Here is an 18,719-nt window from a genome sequence, read left to right as displayed (position 1 = left end):
TCCTTGATTTGTCTCAGGTGTTCAGAAGATCGCGCACGGCGGCCACGACATTGTCAGGCGACGGCAGCAAGGCCGCCTGCAGAACCGGCGAGGCCGGCATCCGCACATCGGGCGTCGCAAGTCGGGCGACACGGTCGATCCCGGCCTCGCGCAGCCTGAGCGCAAGTTCTGCCCCGACACCGCCGGTCATGTTGGCCTCGTGCACGACGAGGGCGGCCCGTCCCGAAGCCTCGACCGCTGCGACAAGCTCGTCCATCGGCAGCGGCGACAGCCAGCGCATGTCGATGACGCTTGCATCCACACCCTCGGCCGCCAATGCCTTAGCGGCGCGCTCCACTACGGGCATCCCCGTGCTCCAGCTGATCAGGGCAACGTCGCGTCCCGTGCGCCGCAGCGCCAGCCCTCCGATCGGCTGGACCGGGCCGCCGGTAACGATCTTCGCCGGCTCCTGATAGAACGTGCGGGATTCTATGAGAATGACCGGATCGTCATCCGCGATGGCCGACCGCAGCATATCATAGACGTCCTGCGCCGTGGACGGCAACCCGATCCGGATGCCCGGCACATGGAAGAACAGCGCCTCGAGCGACTGGGAGTGCTGCGCGCATGAGCCGGGCGTTACGCCCTGCTGCATCCGCACCACCAGCGGGGCGCAGCTCTTGCTGCCGGTGAGGTAGCGCAGGTTGCTCATCTGGTTGACGATCTGATCAAGCGCCACCAGGACGAAGTCGCCCCACATGATCTCGACAACCGGACGCAAACCCTTCATGGATGCGCCGAGCGCCGAGCCCAGGATCGCGTTTTCCGAGATCGGCGTATCGAAGACACGATCGTCGCCAAATCGCTTTTGCAGCCCTCTCGTGCAGCCGAATATCCCGCCGCCGCCAACATCCTCGCCGTAAACGACGAGGTTGTCCCGTGTCTCCAGTTCGACCGCCAGAGCTTCGCCAATGGCCTTGCCGTAGGTGGTGTCGATTTCGACAAGCGCGCCCGTGCCGGACGGCAACGGTGCCGAAGGTGCGCCATAGATATGCGCGCGTGCATCGGCGGGATCGGGCGCCGCAGCCGCAATCACCCGGGCGCGAAGATCGGCGAGGGTGCGCTCGGTATCCGCTTCTATACGGACAAGATCCGCCTCGGATGCCAGCCCGTCCTTCAGAAGCCGCGAACGGAACAGCGGCAGGGGGTCGGCCGCCTGCGCTGCGTCCCATTCCTCTTTGGTGCGATAATGCTGAAGGTCTTTGTTGTAGTGCCCCCACAGGCGTGGAACATTGAATTCGAGAAAGACGGGCTTGCCGCTTCGCAGAATCTCGTCGCGCGCGGCCGAGACGCTGGTGCGCACCGAAATCGGATCCTTACCGTCGACGGTCGCCGCAGTGATCCCATATCCGGACAAGCGCTTTGCCTGCCGCTCCACCGGGGAAACCGCAGCGCCCGGCGTCATTTCGGCCCAGCCGTTGTTTTCACAGATGAAGAGGACAGGCAGCTTGCGCAGGCTTGCGAAAACCAGCGCTTCGTGTACCGCCCCTTGGTTCATGGCGCCATCGCCGATGCTGACGACCGATATGTTCCGGCCCCCAGCATGTTTCAGCGCCATGGCGACGCCGTCGGCGATCGTCGTGCCCGCCCCGACGATCGAGTTTTCGCCGATGAAGTCGCGCTCCGGCGCCATCATCAGAGCCGAACCAGAACGGCCGCCATTCACACCGGTCGAGCGATGGGCGATCTCGCTCAGCACCTCGAAGGGGTCAAGGCCGGCCTCAATGGCCCAGCCGTGCCCCCTATAGGTCGCGGAAATACAGTCGCCCTCTTCCAGCGCCGCGCAAACACCTACCGGCACGGCCTCCTGCCCGGCGCACAGATGTACCGAGCCTGCCACGAGGGCACCCTCGCCGGAAGAAAGATCCTGACTGATCTGCTCGCAGCCGCGAATAAGCTGCATGCGGCGATAGAGGTCTTGTGCCGCACCGGCCTGGACATCTTGTTTCATCGTCTCTCGCGTATCATATAGTGATAATAGTGTCTTATTGTGATATTTGTCACAAATGGAAAATAAGATCAAGCCACTTTTGGCGGGCTTTGACTTCGCAACCGAATGCTGTCTTCCTGCGTCGGGCCAAAGCCCCTTGCGACTGGTCTGATGTCAGAAAATGAGGGGGAAAAGGGAGAAGTCATGAACGGTTCATCCACCACCCAGCGTGGCAGCAAAGAGGACGGAAAACCAAGAGTTCAGTCGGTTGCCAGGGCCGTGGATATTGTTCTGGCCGTGGCGGCGAGCCGCGACGGTCTGCGCGTCGCCGAGATACGCGAGGCACTTGGCCTGCCGCTGCAGGCGACCTATCACCTACTGCACACGCTCAGAGAAACAGGGCTGTTGCGCAAGAACGAGCAAGACCGGATCACGCTGGGGATTCGGGCAGGGAACATCGCCGACGGCTTCGCCCGCCAGTTTTCGGGACCGGACTACCTCCAGCAACTCGTGCGCGATCTGGCGCGGAGGACTGGCGAGACAAGTTATGCCGGTCGCTGGATCGACAAGGATGTCGTGTCCTTCGCCATGGAGCCGGGAACCAACCCTATCCATGCGTCAACGGACATGAGCGTTCGGGGCGGCGATCTGCACGCCAGGGCGTCCGCCAAGCTCTTGATGAGCTACCTCGACCCGTCCGAACTGAACAAAGTGATAAACACAATAGACTTTAGAAAAAGAACCGCGCGGACGATCGCAACCAGGGAAGGACTCCTGGAGGAAATCGACAAGGTGCGCGCCAGGGGCTACGCTTTGGACGAGGAAGAGTACCTTGACGAATTGTGCTGCGTCGCCGTTCCGATCAGGATTGCCGGTGAAGTCTACGCTCTTTGTACCTCCATGCCCGCAAAGCAGTATCAGCACAATCTCGACACGATTCTGAGCAAGATGCTTTCCGCAGCCAATGCATCAGGGGGCTTGGCTCTGGCAGAGTGACTTCACATGCGGGAGACTGGGGTCACATTATAAGAACCGGATCGGCCGGTCATCAGGGCGACGGACGACCAGAACGCCGCCATCCGGTCGAGATGCGGAGGCCAGTCGGCGATCCGGTCCTCGAAGATGGGGCCGAGTGCCGCGTCGGCGCGCACCCGGGTGTAGAAGCGGTGGACGAGCGTGGTCAGGATGTCGTCGTCGAGGCCGGTCCGCTCCATCAGCGCCGCGGTCATCGCCGGGCGGGCGGATCGCGCGACCGTTCGATCTTCGGCGGCGTCGTGCATCGTGGGCCTCCCGCTGTTCGGCTTGCAATTCTGTGTAGACCTGTTAATAGGTATTGTAAATACCGATTAGCGGGGGCCGCCCGACATGCGCCTGACATCCTTCACCGATTACGGGCTGCGCATGCTGATGCGCATGGCGAGCGCGCCGGGAACCGCCTTCTCGACCGCCGATCTGGCCGCGGAGTTCGGGCTGTCGCGCAACCATCTGACCAAGATCATGCAGCAGCTCGCGCGCGGCGGCATTGTCGAGACCCGGCGCGGCGGCGGCGGCGGGGCGGTCCTGTGCAAGGAGCCCGCCGAGGTGCGCCTTGGCGATGTCGTGCGGCTGCTCGAGGACGGCCAGGCCCTGGTCGAATGCTTCGGACGCACCGGCGGCGACTGCGCGATCGAGGGCTGTTGCCGGCTCAAGGCGCGGCTGCGCCACGCCGAGGCGCGGTTCCTGGAGGATCTCAACCGCTCGACCCTGAGCGACATCGCGCTTCCCGTCCGGGAGGCCGCGTGATGCGGGAGGACGCGGAGAGATGACCGGAACCCTGAGCATCCCCGAACGGCAGGCCGCCCTCCTGCTCGCCGCGCTTCTTCGGACTCACCCCTTTCCCGGGCGCCGCCGATGCGTTGACGAACGTGTTGACGACGCCCCGGGGATGGACGCTGATCGCGACAGGCACGCTGGTGGGCGGGCTGTTCGCGGCCTTCGCCTTCGCGGTCAGCGTCTTTTCCGTTCCCATGCTCGTGTCGCGGCGGACCGATGCGCGGGCCGCGATGGGCTCAAGCCGCGAGATTTCCACGGAACAACGAAGGAGGTTCCCATGACCGGCTGGCTCCCGACACTCAGAACCGCGACACCGGAGGAAGGCTATGACCTTGCCATCAAGCTCGCGCGCGTCGCGGTCAAGGCGACACAGCCCGACGCGGCGGTGCGCGACCGGCTAAGGCCCGAATACGCCGAGGATGCCGAAGCGCTGATCGCCGTCAGTCAGGTCGTGGCCACGCATTTCGCCACCGTTGCCGCGGCCAACGACTACTGGAAGATCCCCGGATGAACGGCATCGAACGCGACGGCGACGGCTTCGTGGTGGACGCGACGATCCTCTCCGCCGCGTTCGGCCGTCCGGCGCCCGAGATCAGGGCGTCGATGCGGGACGGCCGCATCACCTCGCGCTGCGAGACCGGCAGCGGCGCCGATGCCGGGCGATGGCGGCTGACCTTCTACCACGAGGGACGCGCCCTGCGCCTGACCGTCAACGCGGAGGGCGCGCTTTTGAAGCGGTCGGTCTTCGATGTCGCCCCGGTTCCGTCGATCATGCCCTGACACGCTGCCGCTGCGGCATGTCCCTTGCCCGCGAAAAATTTCCCGTTCGTGGGAACCTTTCCCGACCCTTCGCATCCAATGGGTCAGGTAGCGCCGATGGGGGCTGCCCTGTTCAGGAAAGGACGAGACATGAAAAAACTACTGCCGCTGGCCGCCGCGATGCTTGTCGCGACCACGGGCGTTTCCGTTGCGCATGACGAAAAGGCGCTGGAGCAGTCGCCTCCGGGCGCGCCCTACGTTCAGGTGAGCGATGCGCTTCCGCTGCCGGAATTCATCCCGGGCCTCGGGACATTGTTCGTCGATCCCGCGACCCTGCCGGCCGGCCCGTTCCTTGCCTACGACCACGATGGCAAGCTGTCGGCGACCGTCTACATGACGCCGCTGGAGGATCTTCAGGGCGGGACCGCCTATGACGGTCTCGGCGTGGGGGCGCACACCGTGGCGGGTGTCGACATCTACTACAACGCCGGCCATCCCGGCGTGGAAAAGCCGCATGCCCATGTCGTGCTCTACCACGACGACGAGGCGAAGGGGCGGCTTGCGGAATGAAGACGTCCCGACGCATGGTTCTGACCCTCGGGGGTGGCGCGCTCGCCACCCTCACGATGTCCGTCCGTGTCACGGCCGCACCCTCGGAGATCATCGAGATGCACGGCACGGCGCGCGGCGAACGGGTCTGGTTCGCGCCGTCCGGCCTTGCCGTCGCGCCCGGCACGACGATCCGCTTCGTGAACCGCGACCCGGGCATGAGCCACACGAGCACGGCCTATCACCCCGACTTCCTCGACCGGAAGCCGCGTATTCCCGAGGGCGCGCAACCCTGGGACAGCGACTTCCTGATGCCGGGCGAGAGCTTCGAGATCGACCTCACGGTTCCAGGCGTGTATGATTTCTACTGCCAGCCGCACGAGATGGCGGGCATGGTGGGCCGGATCGTCGTCGGACGACCGGGCGATCCCGGTTGGGACGGCCCGAGCGACGACACGGAGGATGTCTTGCCCGAGGTTCTGGCGGCGTTTCCGGCGGTCGCGGATATCCTGCGGCTCGGGCGCGTCGATGCGGAGGTGGAGGAATGACGGCCCGGACCCGGACCCGCGATCTCGGGCGCGACGCGGCCGCCGGCCCGGCGACCGCCGAAGCGGATCTCGTCGCCCTGGCGCGATCGGGCAGCGAAGCGGCGGTACGCGAGCTGATCCGGCGGCTCAACCCGCGGCTCTTCAGGGTCGCCCGCGGGATCGTCCCGAGCGATGCGGAGGCCGAGGAGGTCGTTCAGGAAAGCTACCTCGCGGCCTTTACCCGCCTTGACCAGTTCGGCGGGGCCTCAACCTTCTCGACCTGGATCACGCGGATCGCCATCAACGCGGCGCTCATGCGGAACCGCCGCACCCATCCCCAAGAGGACTATGATACAGTGACCGAGACCGACACATCGCACGTTCTCGCCTTTCCCGGCCAACGCCCGGAAATGCCGGACGCCGCCTTGGCCCGGGCACAGATCCGCAGCCTTCTGGAAAGGGCCGTCGCGGACCTTCCGCCCGATCTCCGGCTGCCCTTCCTGCTGCATCACGCCGAGAGCATGAGCATAAAGGACATCGCACGCGACTTGTCGCTGAATGCGATCACTGTCAAGACACGCCTCTTTCGCGCCAGGCGCCGCTTGCGCCAGGCACTGGAACGGCAAGTTCAAGGAGGGTTCGAGGCGATCTTTCCCTTCGACGGCGCGCGGTGCCGGGATATGGCAGACCGGGTCGTTTCGGGGTTGCAGGCCCGGGGCATGTTCTAAACCCGAAACGCATGCCACACCAGCGCCTCGGGATGCCGCGTTTCGCGCATCGGGCGTGACGTATCCGTTTCGCACGCGGATCCCGTCTGGACTTTTTCTCCCAGATGCAGTCTGTGTCGCGCCCGCGCGAAACGGGCCGGAACATGCCACATCAGGGAAACCAAACATCACGGTGGCACCGCCGGATCTCGGCGTTTGGTCCGGCGATTGGCCGGGGCGCTCTCCTCGATCTCGCGCGCGGGCCGCTCGGGGCGGGCCTGGCATTCGTCATCGTCGGGTCGGCGCTGCTCCTGCCGTCGCTCCATCATTGGGACGGGCTCTTCCTGATCGCGCCTTTCGGAGCGTCGGCGGTCCTGCTCTTCGCGGTTCCCAACAGTCCGCTCGCCCAGCCCTGGTCGGCCATTGTGGGGAACGGTATTTCCGCCTTCATGGCCGTTCTGGTGCTTTCATTCGTCAGAGAGCCTGTCAGCGCCGCGGCGCTTTCGCTATCCCTCGCGATATGCGCAATGCTGCTGTCGAGGTCACTTCACCCGCCGGGAGGCGCGGTGGCCCTGGTCGCGGCGCTCGATCCGCATCTGGTCGATCGCCTGGGATACGGGTTCGTGCTTGCGCCGGTCCTTGCGGGGACGGCTGTGCTCGTCGGGCTCGCGATCATCTGGCATCGACTGACCGGACGGGTGTACCCCTTTCGACAACCGGATGCCCTCGGCCCCCACGGCACCACGGACAAGATTCCTGGGCAGCGGCTCGGTCTTGATACGGATGATCTGCGGCAAATCCTCGATGCCAACCGCCAGTCGAGCAACCTCGGCGTCGCGGATCTTGGCCGGCTGATCGCCGCGGCGGAACAACTGGCGGCCGCGCACCACATGGATGCGCAGAAATGCGAGGAGTTCATGTCGGTCGATCTGGTGACGGTTTCTCCCGGCACGCCTGCCGGCCGCGTTGCCGCGCTTTTTCGAAAGCACGGCTTCACGTCGATTCCGGTTGTGACAGATGGCGACCGGCTGGAAGGCGTCATCTTCCAGATCGACCTGATCCGCAGCGCCCGCCGCGCGGCCCAGCGCCATCATAGCGGCTTCTTCGCGGCCCTGACGGAGTTGAGCGGCGCGGCCAGTCGCACGGCGCCGCGCGCCCGCGATATCATGTCGGTGGGCCTTCCTGCCGTGACGAAGGATACCCCGGTCGGCACATTGCTGCCCATGCTCGAAGATGGGCGCGCCGAAGCCGTCCCCGTCATGGACGGCGCCCGCATTGTCGGCATCGTCACCAGATCCGACCTGGTGTCGGCGCTGGCCCGCAACGCCGCTCGGTCGACAACGTCCTAGAACACCTGGCCGGGTTCTTGTCCGGGGCTCTGACGGCCGTCACGCGGCGTATCTGGGGCCTATGGCCGAAGAGCGCGTCGTCCGGCCCGTTCGGGCGCCCCGGTCCCGCGAGGCGCGAGATTGACAGCACGCCCTTTCCCGGGCGCGGATTTCCTGTCAGGGTCGGGGGTAACCGTTCCGACCGCGAAAGCCGATGCGCCCGATCCTGACCGTCACGCTGAACCCCGCGCTTGATCTCACCACATCGGTCGGAAGTGTGCGCCCCGGCCCAAAGCTCCGGTGCGAGGGGCTTCGGGTCGATCCCGGCGGGGGTGGCATCAACGTGGCCCGCGTCATCACCCGGTTCGGCGGCGCGGCGCGCGCCTTCGTCGCTTTGGGCGGTGCGACCGGCACACGGCTTGCCGGGGCCCTCGCGGCGGAGGGGGTGCCGACGGTGGCCTTTCCGGCCCGGGGCGAGACGCGCGAAAGCCTCGCCGTCACGGATCGCGGCACCGGAAAGCAATACCGCTTTGTTCTGCCCGGGCCCGACTGGACCGCGGCGGACGGGGAGCGGGCCATTGCGTCGATCGCCGACACGGTCGAGCCAGATGCGCTTGTCGTCCTGTCGGGCAGCCTCCCGCCCGGATTGCCCGATGATCTTCCGGCCACGCTTGCCGACCAGCTTGCGCCCCGTTCCGCCCTGCTTCTTCTCGATACGTCCGGTGCGACCCTGTCCCGAGCGGCGCGGCCCAGGCGCCCGGTCCACGTCCTGCGCATGGACGAGGCGGAGGCCGAGGCGCTGGCGGGCAGCCGGCTCAGGACCCGTGGCGACACGGCCGATTTCGCCGAACAGCTCGTCCGGCAGGGCGCCGCCCGGATCGTCATCATCGCGCGTGGCGCCGATGGCTCCGTCCTCGCCACGGCGGACGACCGCTGGTTCGCCAAGGCCGCCGATGTGCCGGTGAAAAGCAAGGTCGGCGCCGGCGACAGCTTTCTCGCGGCCTTCACGCTGGCGCTTGCGCGCGATGCGGCGCTGTCCGAGGCGCTTCAGCACGGTATGGCGGCGGCGAGCGCGACCGTGATGACGGAAGCGACCGAGCTATGCAGCCGTGACGATGCCCTCAAACTTGTCGACGCTTGCCCGGTCAGCCCGGTCTGACCTCTGGCCTATTCCCACCAGCGGTCGATTTCGGCGATCTCCTCGTCCGACCAGCCGAAATGGTGGGCAAGCTCGTGGATCATCACATGGGCAACGAGCTGCCCGAGCGTCACGTCGCCCCGTTCCGCCCATTCGTCGAGGATCGGCCGGCGGAACAGCCAGATCGTGTCGGGCCGGTCGACGACATCCATCACCGACTTCTCGGTCATGGGAATGCCGTCGTAGAGGCCGGTGAGATCGAATGCATTCTCGATGTTCATATCGTCGAGGATGTCATCGGGCGGGAAATCGGCGATGCGCAGAAGGATCGCGCCGGCCGGGCCCGCGAATTGCGGCGGCAGGTCCGCGACCGTCGCACGGGCCATGGTTTCGATCGTGTCGAGATCGGGCGCCGTGCGCCCCAGCCAATCGTTCATTCCGTTCTCCTTGCCCGGCCCATCATATGGACAAAATGCGTGTGCTGTGAAAGAGGGGGGCGCGCCCGAGGAGACTTCCCATGACCGTGACCCGTTTCGCCCCGTCGCCCACCGGCTTTATCCACGTGGGCAACCTGCGCACCGCGCTGATGAACTACCTGATCGCACGCAAGACCGGCGGCACGTTCATCCTGCGCCTCGACGATACCGATCAGGAACGCTCGAAGCAGGAATATGCGGACGGGATCAAGGAAGATCTCGACTGGCTCGGCCTGCACTGGGACCGGATCGAGCGGCAATCTCTCCGGCTCGAACGTTATGCCGAGGTCGCCGACGAACTGCGCCAGTCCGGCGACCTCTACGAGGTGTTCGAGACGCCGACGGAACTCGACCTCAAGCGCAAGAAGCTTCTGAACATGGGGCGGCCGCCGGTCTATGACCGCGCCGGGCTGGCGCTGTCGTCAGCGGAAAAGGACAAGCTTCGGGCCGAGCGCGACGGATACTGGCGCTTCAAGCTCGACCAGCAGCGGACCGAATGGACCGACGGCATCCTCGGCGATGTGTCGATCGACACGGCCTCAGTCTCCGATCCCGTCCTGATCCGGGCGGACGGGCAGGTGCTTTACACCTTCGCCTCGTCGGTCGACGACGTCGACATGGGGATCACCCATATCGTGCGCGGCGCCGACCACGTCACCAATACCGCGACGCAGGTGCAGATCATGAAGGCCATGGGCGGCACCCCGCCGGCCTTCGCGCACCATTCGCTCCTGACCGGCCCGCAGGGCGAGGGGCTGTCGAAGCGGCTCGGAACGCTCAGCTTGCGAGACCTTCGCGCGCAGGGCGTGGCGAAGGAAGCGCTTCTGAGCCTGATGGCGCGGCTCGGTTCCTCGCAGCCTGTTGAGCTGAAGATGTCGCTCGACGAGATCGCCGAGGGCTTCGATCTGTCGCAGTTCGGCGCTGCCCCGACGAAGTTCGACGCTGAGGACCTCTGGCCCCTCACGCGCGCCCGGAACCAAGCGCTTCCGTTCGACGCGGTGAAGGACCGCATCGCGGCCTTGGGCGTGCCGGCCGAGATGGCCGAGCGCTTCTGGCGCGTCGCCTCGCAGAACATCACCACGCTCGACGACCTCGGCGCCTGGTGGACGCTCTGCCGCGACGGGGCAGAGCCGGTGATCGCGCCGGAGGACGTGGAATTTGTGAAAGAGGCGATGGCGCTCCTGCCCGAACCGCCCTTCACCGAGGCGACCTGGGCAGAGTGGACCCAAGCGGTCAAGGAAAAGACCGGCCGCAAGGGCAAGGGGCTGTTCATGCCGCTTCGCCATGCGCTGACCGGCCAGCCGCACGGGCCGGAAATGGCCGACCTGATGCCGCTTCTGCAGAAAGTGCGCGCGAAGGGTTGAGGCAGCGCGCCTAGGCCCCGCGTTTCAGAAAGTTGACGGTCGTCGGCGGCTTCATGTCGCCGCCGAAGAGGTAGGCCCGCGCGCTCAGTTCCCCGTAAAGATGGGTCATCAGCGCCCGGACCCGCGCGGTATTCGTCAGATCACGATGCGTCAGGACCCAGAGATCGAGGTCGAGCGCCGCGATGGGGTCGGATACCCTGAGAAGCCGGTCATCCGCATCGCCGACATAGCACGGCAGGAACGTGATCCCGAGCCCCTCGGCCCCCGCGTTCTGGACGGCGCGGGAGGCGCGGCACTGGAACACGACTTGCGGCTCTCCGGCCTCCTTCGTCTTCCAGATATGCGGCACAAGCCAGCCGAGCGTGCCCTCGATCAGGCAGTAGCTGTGGGCCTGCAACGGCAGGTCGCCGGCTGTCGCCAGATAGCCTTCTGATGCGTAAAGCGCGAAGCGGAATTCGCAGATCCGGCGCCCGAAGGCGGTGTCGGGCGCGGCCCGTGTCGCGCGGATCGCCACCTCGGCCTCGCGCCGGTTGAGGTCGACGGCCCCGTGGCCGGGGACAAGGTCGATCTGGATCTCGGGATGGTCCCGGCAGAAACGCGCGACGATCCCGGGGGCGTGTTCTTCGGCAAAGGCTTCCGGGCAGGTCACGCGGATGCGGCCGCGCAGGCGCTCGTCCTGGCCCAGGACCTCGCGGCCGAGGGCCAGCACCTCGTTTTCGACCCGTTCGGCCGTCGCCATCGCCGCGCGCCCGGCATCGGTCATCACATAGCCATGCGGGAATCGGTCGAAGAACCGGACGCCGGTCCGCGCCTCGACCGCATTGATCCGGCGGAAGATCGTCGAATGGGTCTGGCCGAGGATCCGCGCCGCCCCCGACAGGCTTTCCGCCCGGCAGATGGCGAGGATCAGTTCCAGATCGTTCCATTCCAGTCGCGTCTGGGGGGGCAGGCGCTCGCGCAGGATCTCAGGCATCATCCTGTCCGTTTTTGCAAAATCATCCAGCCATATTGGCGGATCTTAATGCGAAAAGGAACAGGTTAGGGTGAATCCAGATCGGAAGGCCGATCCCGGAACCACCAACCTAGGAGAGAGAAGATGTTTATGCAGTTCGTCCAGTTCGAAACGTCACTCACCGAGCGTGAGGTTCTCAACATCGCGGAAGCACGCTCGCCCGAGTTCCGCGCGCTGCCCTCGCTGGTGCAGAAATTCTACCTGAAATCCGCGAAGCCGAACCATTACGGCGGGCTCTACCTCTGGGACTCCGCCGAGGCCATCGCCGAGTTCCGCCAAAGCGACCTCGCGAAGACGATTCCGTCTGTCTACAAGATCGTCGGGGCGCCAAATGTCGGAATCCACGAGCTTCTCTTCCCGCTTCGCGGCTGAACGTCCCGTCGCGTCTTGGTCGCGCCCGCACACCGCCGGGCGCGGCGCACATGCGAGGCCCTAGCGCCTCGTCGCCCGCTCCGCGATCTTCAGGCAAAGCTGCGTCGCCACCGCCATGTCCTGAACGCTGATCCATTCCAGCGGCCCGTGGATTTCCTGCATCCCGGTGAATAGGTTGGGGCAGGGCACCCCCATCTCGGTCAGCCGCGATCCGTCGGTGCCGCCGCGGATCGGGACCGAGATAGGCTCCACCCCGAGATCCCGGCAGGCATTGCGGGCAAGGTCCACCGGCGCCATGTCCTTTTCCAGCCAATAGCGCATGTTCCGGTATTGGGCGCGGATCGCGCAGGCGATCTCCGCGCGCGGCTCGGTCGCCTGCACCGTCGCGCAGACCTGCCGCAGAAGATCGCCCTTGGCCGCAAGGCCATCGAGTTCGAAATCCCGCAGGATGAACTTCAGCACGACCTCTGCCGCCGACCCCTTCATCTCGTAGACGTGGATGAAACCGTCGCGATCCTCGGTCGTCTCCGGCGTCATGGTGACGTGCGGCAGGGTCTGGACGATCTTCGCGCCGAGGTGAAGCGCGTTGACGAGCTTGTCTTTCGCCGTGCCGGGATGGATCGAGACGCCCTTGATCGTCACGACAGCCCCGTTGGCGGAAAAGCTTTCGTACTCGACCTCCCCCACCGCGGCGCCATCGAACGTATAGGCGAAATCGACGCCGAGATCGGCGGGCAGCCGTTCGTCGACGCCCTGGCCGATTTCCTCGTCCGGCGTGAAGGCGACGCGGATCTTGCCGTGCGGGACCGTGGGATGGGCCAGAAGGTGCCGCGCCGCGCTCATGATCACTGCGACGCCGGCCTTGTCGTCGGCGCCAAGCAGCGTGGTGCCGCTTGCCGTGATGATGTCATGGCCGGTCTTTTCGCCGAGACGCGGCGAGATCTCGGGCGAGAGCGTCAGCGCCGGCGCGTCTGCGAAGCTGATCGCGCCGCCGTTGTAGCTGCGGTGAACCACCGGTTTCACGCCCGTCGCGTTGAATTGCGGAGCGGTGTCGACATGGGCGAGAAAGCCGATCGTCGGGGCGTTGTCGGCAGTTGCCGGGATCGTCGCGAGAACCGCGCCATAATCGGTCAGCCGCACCTCCGAGGCGCCGATCTCGGCCAGTTCCGCCACGAGAAGACGCTGTAGATCGAGCTGGGTCGCGGTGCTCGGTTTCGACCCGGTGTTCTCGTCGCTCTGCGTGTCGATGGCGGTGTAGCGCACGAGGCGCTCTTCCAGTTCACGGTCGAAATCCGTTCTCATCTCGTATCTCCGGGATCAGGCCTTGCGGCGCGTCAGGCCAAGGGCGGCGGTGTGGTCGTCGACCAGCCGCCGCTCGACGGCGCTGGTGGGCTGGTGACGGGGATAGTGCGGCGCGGCGCGGTCATCGAGAAGCGGCGCCCAATCTGCCGTCGTCGCGAAGAAGCGCGTGACGCCCGCCTCTCCGAATTCTCTCAGGAACCCCTGCACCACGGTATCGAGATAGCTAAGAAGGATCGGATGCGCGTTCGCCGGCAGGGCGTGACCGTCGTCCACCGCGTAGATCTCGACCCGGTGCGCCCAGTGCGGCGCGGTCGTTATCCTGTCATGGGAGAGCGCGTGGCGCCGGTACGCCGCCTCGCGCCGGTCGAGGAGCGCCCAGTCGTCGCGCGGGACGGCGGCGACGAGGCCGTCGATCTCCGCCGTTGCCGGCTCGGCCGAAAGATAGGGCCAGTCGCGCAAATTTGTGTGCCGCCAGACCCGCCGCCACCCCGAAAGGCGCGCCGGTTCGCCGGGCGCGTAATCATGCGTCGCCCGGTTGACGAGCGAGCCGTAGCCGAAGAAGGCGGGATGGCGGTCGGCGGTCATCCTTCCTTCTTCGCGTGGTGGGGGAAGCAGCGCAAGAGGTGTCGGACCCGCACGGCAAAGTGTCGTATCCCATTGCATACCCTCTTGCCTAGACAGGTCGATCCGCGCTAACCAGATCCCGTCAGGATCGGGAGAATCCGGCGGGCGAACGCCCTTCCGGTGCCGAAGGAGCAACCGCCCCGGTAAACTCTCAGGCGCAAGGACCGTCCTGACAGCGAAACTCTGGAGAGAGGCCATGCGGCCCGCCGAAGGGATAACGATCTCAGGCGAAAGGACAGAGGGGGCGTCGGAATGGGAGGCTTCGGCCGCCCTTGGCGATGCCGGACTTTCAGGACCGGCCAGGATTAGGGGAGGACGGCAATGGCCGACCTGGAACGGACGGTTCTATACGATCTGCATGTAAGTCTCGGCGGCAAGATGGTCCCCTTCGCTGGGTACGAGATGCCGGTGCAATACCCGATGGGGGTGTTGAAGGAACATCTTCACACCCGCTCCGAAGCGGGGCTGTTCGATGTCAGCCATATGGGCCAGATCCTTCTGACCGCGAAGTCGGGACGGGTCGAGGACGCGGCGCTGGCGCTTGAGCGGCTGGTGCCTGTCGATATCCTCGGCCTCAAGGAAGGCCGCCAGCGCTATGCGATGTTCACCAACGACGCGGGCGGAATTCTCGACGACCTGATGGTGGCGAACCGCGGCGATCACCTCTTCCTGGTGGTTAACGCCGCCTGCAAGGACGCCGACCTCGCGCATCTGAAATCCGGTCTTCCCGATTGCGACGTCGGCATGGTCGAGGGGCGCGCGCTCGTCGCGCTTCAGGGGCCGAAGGCCGAAACGGCGCTTGCCCGGCTGGTACCGGATGTCGCGGACCTCAGCTTCATGGATGTGGCGATCCGGCAATGGGACACGGTCGAGCTCTGGATCTCGCGGTCGGGCTATACCGGCGAGGACGGGTTCGAGATTTCCGTGCCCGAGGCATTTGCCGAAACCTTCGTCCGCCGGCTTCTCGATATGGCGGAGGTTGCGCCGATCGGTCTTGGAGCCCGCGACAGCCTGCGGCTCGAAGCCGGCATGTGCCTTTACGGCCATGACATCGACGAAAGCACCTCTCCGGTGGAGGGTAACCTCACCTGGGCGATCCAGAAGGCGCGCCGCGCCGGCGGCGCGCGCGAAGGCGGCTTCCCGGGGGCGAAGCGCATTCTGAAGGAACTCGCCGAAGGTCCGTCGCGCCGTCGCGTCGGTCTGCGCCCCGAAGGCCGCGCACCGATGCGCGAGGGAACGGAGATCTTTGCCGAACCCGAAGGCGGGGCGGCGATCGGCATTGTCACGTCGGGCGGTTTCGGGCCGTCGATCGAGGCGCCGATGGCGATGGGCTACTTGCCTGCCGGCCTGAGCGAGGGGACGATGGTCTACGGCGAAGTGCGCGGCAAGCGTCTGCCGGCTGTCATTTCCCCGATGCCGTTCCAGCCGAACAACTACAAACGCTAGTCAACAGGAAAGAGACCGATGAAATATACCGAAGATCATGAATGGCTCCGCGTCGAAGGCGATCTGGTCGTCGTCGGCATCACAGATCATGCGTCCGAGCAGCTTGGCGACGTTGTCTTCGTCGAACTGCCCGAACCGGGCAAGGCGGTGTCGAAGGACGATGAGATCTGCGTGATCGAAAGCGTCAAGGCCGCCTCCGACATCCGGGCGCCCCTCGACGGGGAGATCGTCGAGGTCAACGGCGATCTTGCCGACAATCCCAGCATGGTGAACGAGGATCCGACCGGCAAGGCCTGGTTCTTCAAGATGAAGGTGGCCGACCTCTCCGCGCTCGACGGAATGATGGACGAAGCCGCGTACAAGGACCTGATCGGATAAGGACGAAACCCATGCCCTTCACCCCCACCGGCTATCTTCCCTACGACTTCGCCAACCGCCGCCATATCGGCCCGTCCCCGGCCGAGATGGAGGAGATGTTCAAGGTGCTGGGGGTGAAGGATCTTGACGAACTGATCGACCAGACCGTCCCCAAGAGCCTGAGGCAGGACAAGCCGCTCGATTTCGGCAAGCCGAAGTCCGAGCGCGAACTCTTGTGGTTCATGCGGCAGGTGGCGAAGAAGAACAAGGTCTTCACCACGATGATCGGGCAGGGCTTCTACGGCACCGTATGCCCGCCGGCGATCCAGCGGAATATCCTTGAAAATCCCGCCTGGTACACGGCCTACACCCCTTATCAGCCCGAGATCAGCCAGGGCCGGCTCGAGGCGCTTCTGAACTACCAGACGATGGTCTGCGACCTCACCGGGCTCGAGATCGCCAATGCCTCGCTTCTGGACGAGGCGACGGCGGCGGCCGAGGCGATGACGATGGCGCAGCGCGTGGCGAAATCGAAAGCGACCGCCTTCTTCGTCGACGAGAACTGCCACCCGCAGAACATCGCGGTGATCGAAACGCGGGCTAAGCCCCTCGGGATCGAGGTGATCGTCGGCAATCCCGACAAGATCGACGCGGAGACGGTCTTCGGCGCGATCTTCCAGTATCCCGGCACCTATGGTCACCTGACCGACTTCTCCGATCATATCGCGAGGCTCCATGCCGCCAACGCCGTCGGCATCGTCATCGCCGACCCGCTCGCCCTGACCATCCTCAAGGAGCCGGGCGCGATGGGGGCGGATATCGCGGTGGGCTCGACCCAGCGTTTCGGCGTGCCGATGGGTTTCGGCGGCCCGTCGGCGGCCTACATGGCCTGCAAGGACGAGCACAAAAGGTCGATGCCCGGCCGGATCGTCGGCGTCTCCATCGACGCGCAGGGCGGCAAGGCCTATCGCCTCAGCCTCCAGACCCGCGAACAACATATCCGCCGTGAAAAGGCCACGTCGAACGTCTGCACGGCGCAGGCGCTTCTGGCGAACATGGCGTCGTTCTACGCGGTCTTCCACGGCCCCGAGGGGCTGAAGGCCATCGCCCAGCGTGTACACCGCAAGGCCGTGCGCGTCGCGCGCGGGCTGGAGGAGGCGGGCTACAAGATCAGCCCGAAGCACTTCTTCGACACGATCACCGTCGATGTCGGGCCGATGCAGGGCGTGATCATCAAGGCCGCGCGCAAGGAGCGAATCAACCTGCGCAAGGTGGGTGAGACGAAGATCGGCATCTCGCTCGACGAGACCACGCGGCGCGATACCGTCGAGCGGCTGTGGCGGGCCTTCGGGATCGACCGGAAGGACGACGACTACACGCCGCGCTACCGCATCCCCGAAGCGCTTCTGCGTCAGAGCGGCTACCTGGCCCATCCGGTCTTCCACATGAACCGGGCCGAGACCGAGATGATGCGCTACATGCGCCGCCTCGCCGACCGCGACCTTGCATTGGACCGGGCGATGATTCCGCTTGGCTCGTGCACCATGAAGCTCAACGCGGCTGCCGAGATGATGCCGATCACCTGGCCGGAATTCTCCAACCTGCATCCCTTCGCGCCGGCCGAGCAGGCGCAGGGCTATGCCGAGCTTTTCCACGACCTGTCGGACAAACTGTGCGAGATCACCGGCTACGATGCGATGAGCCTTCAGCCCAATTCGGGCGCGCAAGGTGAATATGCCGGGCTTCTGACCATTCAGGCCTATCACGAGGCGAGGGGGCACGGGCACCGCGACATCTGCCTCATCCCGGTCTCGGCCCACGGCACCAACCCGGCCTCGGCCCAGATGGCGGGGATGAAGGTGGTCGTGGTGAAGTCGGCCGAGAACGGCGATATCGACGTCGAGGATTTCCGCGCCAAGGCCGAAGCCGCGGGCGACAACCTTGCCGCCTGCATGATCACCTATCCCTCAACCCACGGCGTCTTCGAGGAGACGGTGCGCGAAGTTTGTGAAATCACGCACAAATTCGGCGGTCAGGTGTATATCGACGGCGCCAACATGAATGCGATGGTCGGGCTCGTCCGGCCCGGCGATCTGGGGGGCGATGTCAGCCACCTGAACCTCCACAAGACCTTCTGCATCCCGCATGGCGGCGGCGGACCCGGCATGGGGCCGATCGGCGTGAAGGCGCATCTCGCGCCGCATCTGCCGGGCCATCCCGAGACCGGCGGCACCGAAGGGCCGGTGAGTGCGGCGCCGCACGGCTCCGCCTCGATCCTGCCGATCTCCTGGGCGTACATCCTGATGATGGGCGGGGCCGGGCTGACCCAGGCGACGAAGGTGGCGATCCTCAACGCCAACTACATCGCGAAGCGCCTCGAAGGGGCCTACGGCGTCCTCTTCAAGGGGCGGAACGGACGGGTGGCGCATGAATGCATTCTCGACACGCGGCCCTTCGCGGACAGTGCCCATGTCACCGTCGACGACATCGCCAAGCGCCTGATCGACAACGGTTTCCACGCCCCGACGATGAGCTGGCCGGTCGCCGGCACGCTGATGGTGGAGCCGACGGAATCGGAGACCAAGGCCGAGCTGGATCGTTTCGTCACCGCGATGCTGTCGATCCGCGACGAGATCGCGGCGATCGAGAAGGGCGAGATCGACCCCGAGAACAACCCGCTGAAACACGCCCCCCACACGGTCAACGCGCTGATCGGGGACTGGGACCGGCCCTACAGCCGCGAACAGGGCTGCTTCCCGCCGGGCGCGTTCCGGGTGGACAAATACTGGCCGCCGGTCGGGCGGGTGGACAACGTCTATGGCGACCGTCACCTCGTCTGTATCTGCCCGCCGGTCGAAAGCTATGCCGACGCGGCGGAATAGCGGTCCCACCGCCGTAGTTTTCGTGTAGTTTTTCCGTAGTGCATCCGTCCCTTCATGCGTAGGGGCGGATGCGGACAGCACCACCGCCCGGTGAT

The 18,719-nt window shown here is 65.7% G+C and carries 21 protein-coding genes and 1 riboswitch; of the genes, 15 read left to right on the top strand and 6 right to left on the bottom strand.

Translation table 11 applies throughout. From position 1 onward, the window contains the following. Positions 1-13 precede the first annotated feature (13 nt). Positions 14-1,990 (bottom strand): alpha-ketoacid dehydrogenase subunit alpha/beta, encoded by a 1,977-nt coding sequence (locus V5734_RS18025; RefSeq protein WP_347310987.1) that lies wholly within the window; start codon positions 1,988-1,990, stop codon positions 14-16. Positions 1,991-2,173: 183 nt separating this feature from the next. Between V5734_RS18025 and V5734_RS18020 the strand changes: the two genes are divergently transcribed. After that, a complete protein-coding gene (locus V5734_RS18020) occupies positions 2,174-2,965 on the top strand; it encodes an IclR family transcriptional regulator (RefSeq protein WP_347310986.1) in 792 nt (263 codons plus the stop codon). 2 nt (positions 2,966-2,967) lie between these two features. Here the strand turns inward: V5734_RS18020 and V5734_RS18015 are convergent, their stop codons facing one another. Then, entirely contained in the window at positions 2,968-3,249 is a 282-nt protein-coding gene (locus tag V5734_RS18015) for a group III truncated hemoglobin (protein ID WP_347310985.1), read from the bottom strand. 85 nt (positions 3,250-3,334) lie between these two features. Between V5734_RS18015 and V5734_RS18010 the strand changes: the two genes are divergently transcribed. From V5734_RS18010 to V5734_RS17975, 9 genes are all read left to right on the top strand, one after another. Then, on the top strand, positions 3,335-3,751 hold the full coding sequence (locus tag V5734_RS18010) for an RrF2 family transcriptional regulator (RefSeq protein WP_347309711.1): 417 nt from the start codon (positions 3,335-3,337) through the stop codon (positions 3,749-3,751). A 122-nt stretch (positions 3,752-3,873) separates the two neighbouring features. Beyond that, positions 3,874-4,062 carry a DUF2189 domain-containing protein gene (locus V5734_RS21640; protein ID WP_432759645.1) on the top strand — a complete coding sequence of 63 codons (189 nt, stop codon included), beginning with the start codon at positions 3,874-3,876 and terminating at the stop codon, positions 4,060-4,062. Further along, the gene (locus V5734_RS18005; protein ID WP_347310984.1) at positions 4,059-4,292 is read left to right on the top strand and encodes a hexameric tyrosine-coordinated heme protein; all 234 of its coding nucleotides are present in this window, start codon (positions 4,059-4,061) and stop codon (positions 4,290-4,292) included. The genes V5734_RS21640 and V5734_RS18005 overlap by 4 nt, the downstream gene beginning before the upstream one ends. Further along, positions 4,289-4,561 carry a DUF6522 family protein gene (locus V5734_RS18000; RefSeq protein ID WP_347310983.1) on the top strand — a complete coding sequence of 91 codons (273 nt, stop codon included), beginning with the start codon at positions 4,289-4,291 and terminating at the stop codon, positions 4,559-4,561. Before V5734_RS18005 ends, V5734_RS18000 begins: the two co-directional genes overlap by 4 nt. Before the next feature lie 129 nt (positions 4,562-4,690). Further along, positions 4,691-5,110, top strand: a complete 420-nt coding sequence (locus V5734_RS17995; RefSeq protein ID WP_347310982.1) for a hypothetical protein — start codon at positions 4,691-4,693, stop codon at positions 5,108-5,110. Further along, complete coding sequence (locus V5734_RS17990) at positions 5,107-5,637, top strand: cupredoxin domain-containing protein (protein WP_347310981.1); 531 nt, start codon at positions 5,107-5,109, stop codon at positions 5,635-5,637. The genes V5734_RS17995 and V5734_RS17990 overlap by 4 nt, the downstream gene beginning before the upstream one ends. Then, positions 5,634-6,344, top strand: coding sequence for an RNA polymerase sigma factor (locus tag V5734_RS17985; RefSeq protein ID WP_347310980.1), 711 nt, complete (start codon positions 5,634-5,636; stop codon positions 6,342-6,344). The genes V5734_RS17990 and V5734_RS17985 overlap by 4 nt, the downstream gene beginning before the upstream one ends. Positions 6,345-6,457: 113 nt before the next feature. Then, complete coding sequence (locus tag V5734_RS17980) at positions 6,458-7,672, top strand: HPP family protein (protein WP_347310979.1); 1,215 nt, start codon at positions 6,458-6,460, stop codon at positions 7,670-7,672. Between the two features lie 193 nt (positions 7,673-7,865). Further along, the gene (locus V5734_RS17975; RefSeq protein WP_347310978.1) at positions 7,866-8,810 is read left to right on the top strand and encodes a 1-phosphofructokinase family hexose kinase; all 945 of its coding nucleotides are present in this window, start codon (positions 7,866-7,868) and stop codon (positions 8,808-8,810) included. 8 nt (positions 8,811-8,818) lie between these two features. Here V5734_RS17975 and V5734_RS17970 read toward each other — a convergent pair whose 3' ends face one another. Then, complete coding sequence (locus V5734_RS17970; protein ID WP_347310977.1) at positions 8,819-9,226, bottom strand: metallopeptidase family protein; 408 nt, start codon at positions 9,224-9,226, stop codon at positions 8,819-8,821. A gap of 80 nt (positions 9,227-9,306) precedes the next feature. Between V5734_RS17970 and gltX the strand changes: the two genes are divergently transcribed. Then, positions 9,307-10,629 (top strand): glutamate--tRNA ligase, encoded by a 1,323-nt coding sequence (gltX, locus tag V5734_RS17965; RefSeq protein WP_347310976.1) that lies wholly within the window; start codon positions 9,307-9,309, stop codon positions 10,627-10,629. Positions 10,630-10,639: 10 nt separating this feature from the next. On the opposite strand, the gene V5734_RS17960 is transcribed toward gltX, so the two are convergent. Next, positions 10,640-11,602: a LysR family transcriptional regulator gene (locus tag V5734_RS17960; RefSeq protein ID WP_347310975.1), complete on the bottom strand. Its 963-nt coding sequence runs from the start codon at positions 11,600-11,602 to the stop codon at positions 10,640-10,642. Between the two features lie 123 nt (positions 11,603-11,725). Here V5734_RS17960 and V5734_RS17955 point away from each other — a divergent pair, with 123 nt between their 5' ends. After that, positions 11,726-12,013 (top strand): hypothetical protein, encoded by a 288-nt coding sequence (locus V5734_RS17955; protein ID WP_347310974.1) that lies wholly within the window; start codon positions 11,726-11,728, stop codon positions 12,011-12,013. Between the two features lie 60 nt (positions 12,014-12,073). Here V5734_RS17955 and pepT read toward each other — a convergent pair whose 3' ends face one another. Together pepT and V5734_RS17945 are read right to left on the bottom strand one after the other, a co-directional pair. Further along, positions 12,074-13,315, bottom strand: a complete 1,242-nt coding sequence (gene pepT / locus V5734_RS17950; protein WP_347310973.1) for a peptidase T — start codon at positions 13,313-13,315, stop codon at positions 12,074-12,076. A gap of 15 nt (positions 13,316-13,330) precedes the next feature. Next, on the bottom strand, positions 13,331-13,900 hold the full coding sequence (locus V5734_RS17945; protein ID WP_347310972.1) for a gamma-glutamylcyclotransferase family protein: 570 nt from the start codon (positions 13,898-13,900) through the stop codon (positions 13,331-13,333). 118 nt (positions 13,901-14,018) lie between these two features. Then, a riboswitch (glycine riboswitch) is annotated at positions 14,019-14,115 on the top strand. Positions 14,116-14,260: 145 nt separating this feature from the next. Here V5734_RS17945 and gcvT point away from each other — a divergent pair. The 3 genes from gcvT to gcvP are packed head-to-tail and all read left to right on the top strand — an operon-like array spanning position 14,261 to position 18,624. Beyond that, positions 14,261-15,385 (top strand): glycine cleavage system aminomethyltransferase GcvT, encoded by a 1,125-nt coding sequence (gene gcvT / locus V5734_RS17940; protein ID WP_347310971.1) that lies wholly within the window; start codon positions 14,261-14,263, stop codon positions 15,383-15,385. Between the two features lie 18 nt (positions 15,386-15,403). Next, positions 15,404-15,763 carry a glycine cleavage system protein GcvH gene (gene gcvH / locus V5734_RS17935; protein ID WP_347310970.1) on the top strand — a complete coding sequence of 120 codons (360 nt, stop codon included), beginning with the start codon at positions 15,404-15,406 and terminating at the stop codon, positions 15,761-15,763. Positions 15,764-15,774: 11 nt separating this feature from the next. After that, a complete protein-coding gene (gcvP, locus tag V5734_RS17930) occupies positions 15,775-18,624 on the top strand; it encodes an aminomethyl-transferring glycine dehydrogenase (protein ID WP_347310969.1) in 2,850 nt (949 codons plus the stop codon). The last annotated feature ends 95 nt before the right edge of the window (positions 18,625-18,719 follow it).

Source organism: Defluviimonas sp. SAOS-178_SWC (assembly GCF_039830135.1).
GTDB lineage: Bacteria > Pseudomonadota > Alphaproteobacteria > Rhodobacterales > Rhodobacteraceae > Albidovulum.
Note: the sequence above shows the minus strand (reverse complement) of the source record. Positions and strands in the feature narration are given on the sequence as shown.

What these genes read in the sequence shown, in the direction of transcription:
- V5734_RS17990 (WP_347310981.1), top strand. Translation starts at nt 5,107, where the DNA reads ATGAAGACGTCCCGACGCATGGTTCTGACCCTCGGGGGTGGCGCGCTC.
- gcvT (WP_347310971.1), top strand. Translation starts at nt 14,261, where the DNA reads ATGGCCGACCTGGAACGGACGGTTCTATACGATCTGCATGTAAGTCTC.
- V5734_RS18015 (WP_347310985.1), bottom strand. Translation starts at nt 3,249, where the DNA reads ATGCACGACGCCGCCGAAGATCGAACGGTCGCGCGATCCGCCCGCCCG.
- V5734_RS17975 (WP_347310978.1), top strand. Translation starts at nt 7,866, where the DNA reads ATGCGCCCGATCCTGACCGTCACGCTGAACCCCGCGCTTGATCTCACC.
- V5734_RS18005 (WP_347310984.1), top strand. Translation starts at nt 4,059, where the DNA reads ATGACCGGCTGGCTCCCGACACTCAGAACCGCGACACCGGAGGAAGGC.
- gltX (WP_347310976.1), top strand. Translation starts at nt 9,307, where the DNA reads ATGACCGTGACCCGTTTCGCCCCGTCGCCCACCGGCTTTATCCACGTG.
- V5734_RS17985 (WP_347310980.1), top strand. Translation starts at nt 5,634, where the DNA reads ATGACGGCCCGGACCCGGACCCGCGATCTCGGGCGCGACGCGGCCGCC.
- V5734_RS17960 (WP_347310975.1), bottom strand. Translation starts at nt 11,602, where the DNA reads ATGCCTGAGATCCTGCGCGAGCGCCTGCCCCCCCAGACGCGACTGGAA.
- V5734_RS17945 (WP_347310972.1), bottom strand. Translation starts at nt 13,900, where the DNA reads ATGACCGCCGACCGCCATCCCGCCTTCTTCGGCTACGGCTCGCTCGTC.
- V5734_RS17970 (WP_347310977.1), bottom strand. Translation starts at nt 9,226, where the DNA reads ATGAACGATTGGCTGGGGCGCACGGCGCCCGATCTCGACACGATCGAA.
- pepT (WP_347310973.1), bottom strand. Translation starts at nt 13,315, where the DNA reads ATGAGAACGGATTTCGACCGTGAACTGGAAGAGCGCCTCGTGCGCTAC.
- V5734_RS18000 (WP_347310983.1), top strand. Translation starts at nt 4,289, where the DNA reads ATGAACGGCATCGAACGCGACGGCGACGGCTTCGTGGTGGACGCGACG.
- V5734_RS17955 (WP_347310974.1), top strand. Translation starts at nt 11,726, where the DNA reads ATGTTTATGCAGTTCGTCCAGTTCGAAACGTCACTCACCGAGCGTGAG.
- V5734_RS18025 (WP_347310987.1), bottom strand. Translation starts at nt 1,990, where the DNA reads ATGAAACAAGATGTCCAGGCCGGTGCGGCACAAGACCTCTATCGCCGC.
- V5734_RS17995 (WP_347310982.1), top strand. Translation starts at nt 4,691, where the DNA reads ATGAAAAAACTACTGCCGCTGGCCGCCGCGATGCTTGTCGCGACCACG.
- V5734_RS18020 (WP_347310986.1), top strand. Translation starts at nt 2,174, where the DNA reads ATGAACGGTTCATCCACCACCCAGCGTGGCAGCAAAGAGGACGGAAAA.
- gcvH (WP_347310970.1), top strand. Translation starts at nt 15,404, where the DNA reads ATGAAATATACCGAAGATCATGAATGGCTCCGCGTCGAAGGCGATCTG.
- V5734_RS18010 (WP_347309711.1), top strand. Translation starts at nt 3,335, where the DNA reads ATGCGCCTGACATCCTTCACCGATTACGGGCTGCGCATGCTGATGCGC.
- gcvP (WP_347310969.1), top strand. Translation starts at nt 15,775, where the DNA reads ATGCCCTTCACCCCCACCGGCTATCTTCCCTACGACTTCGCCAACCGC.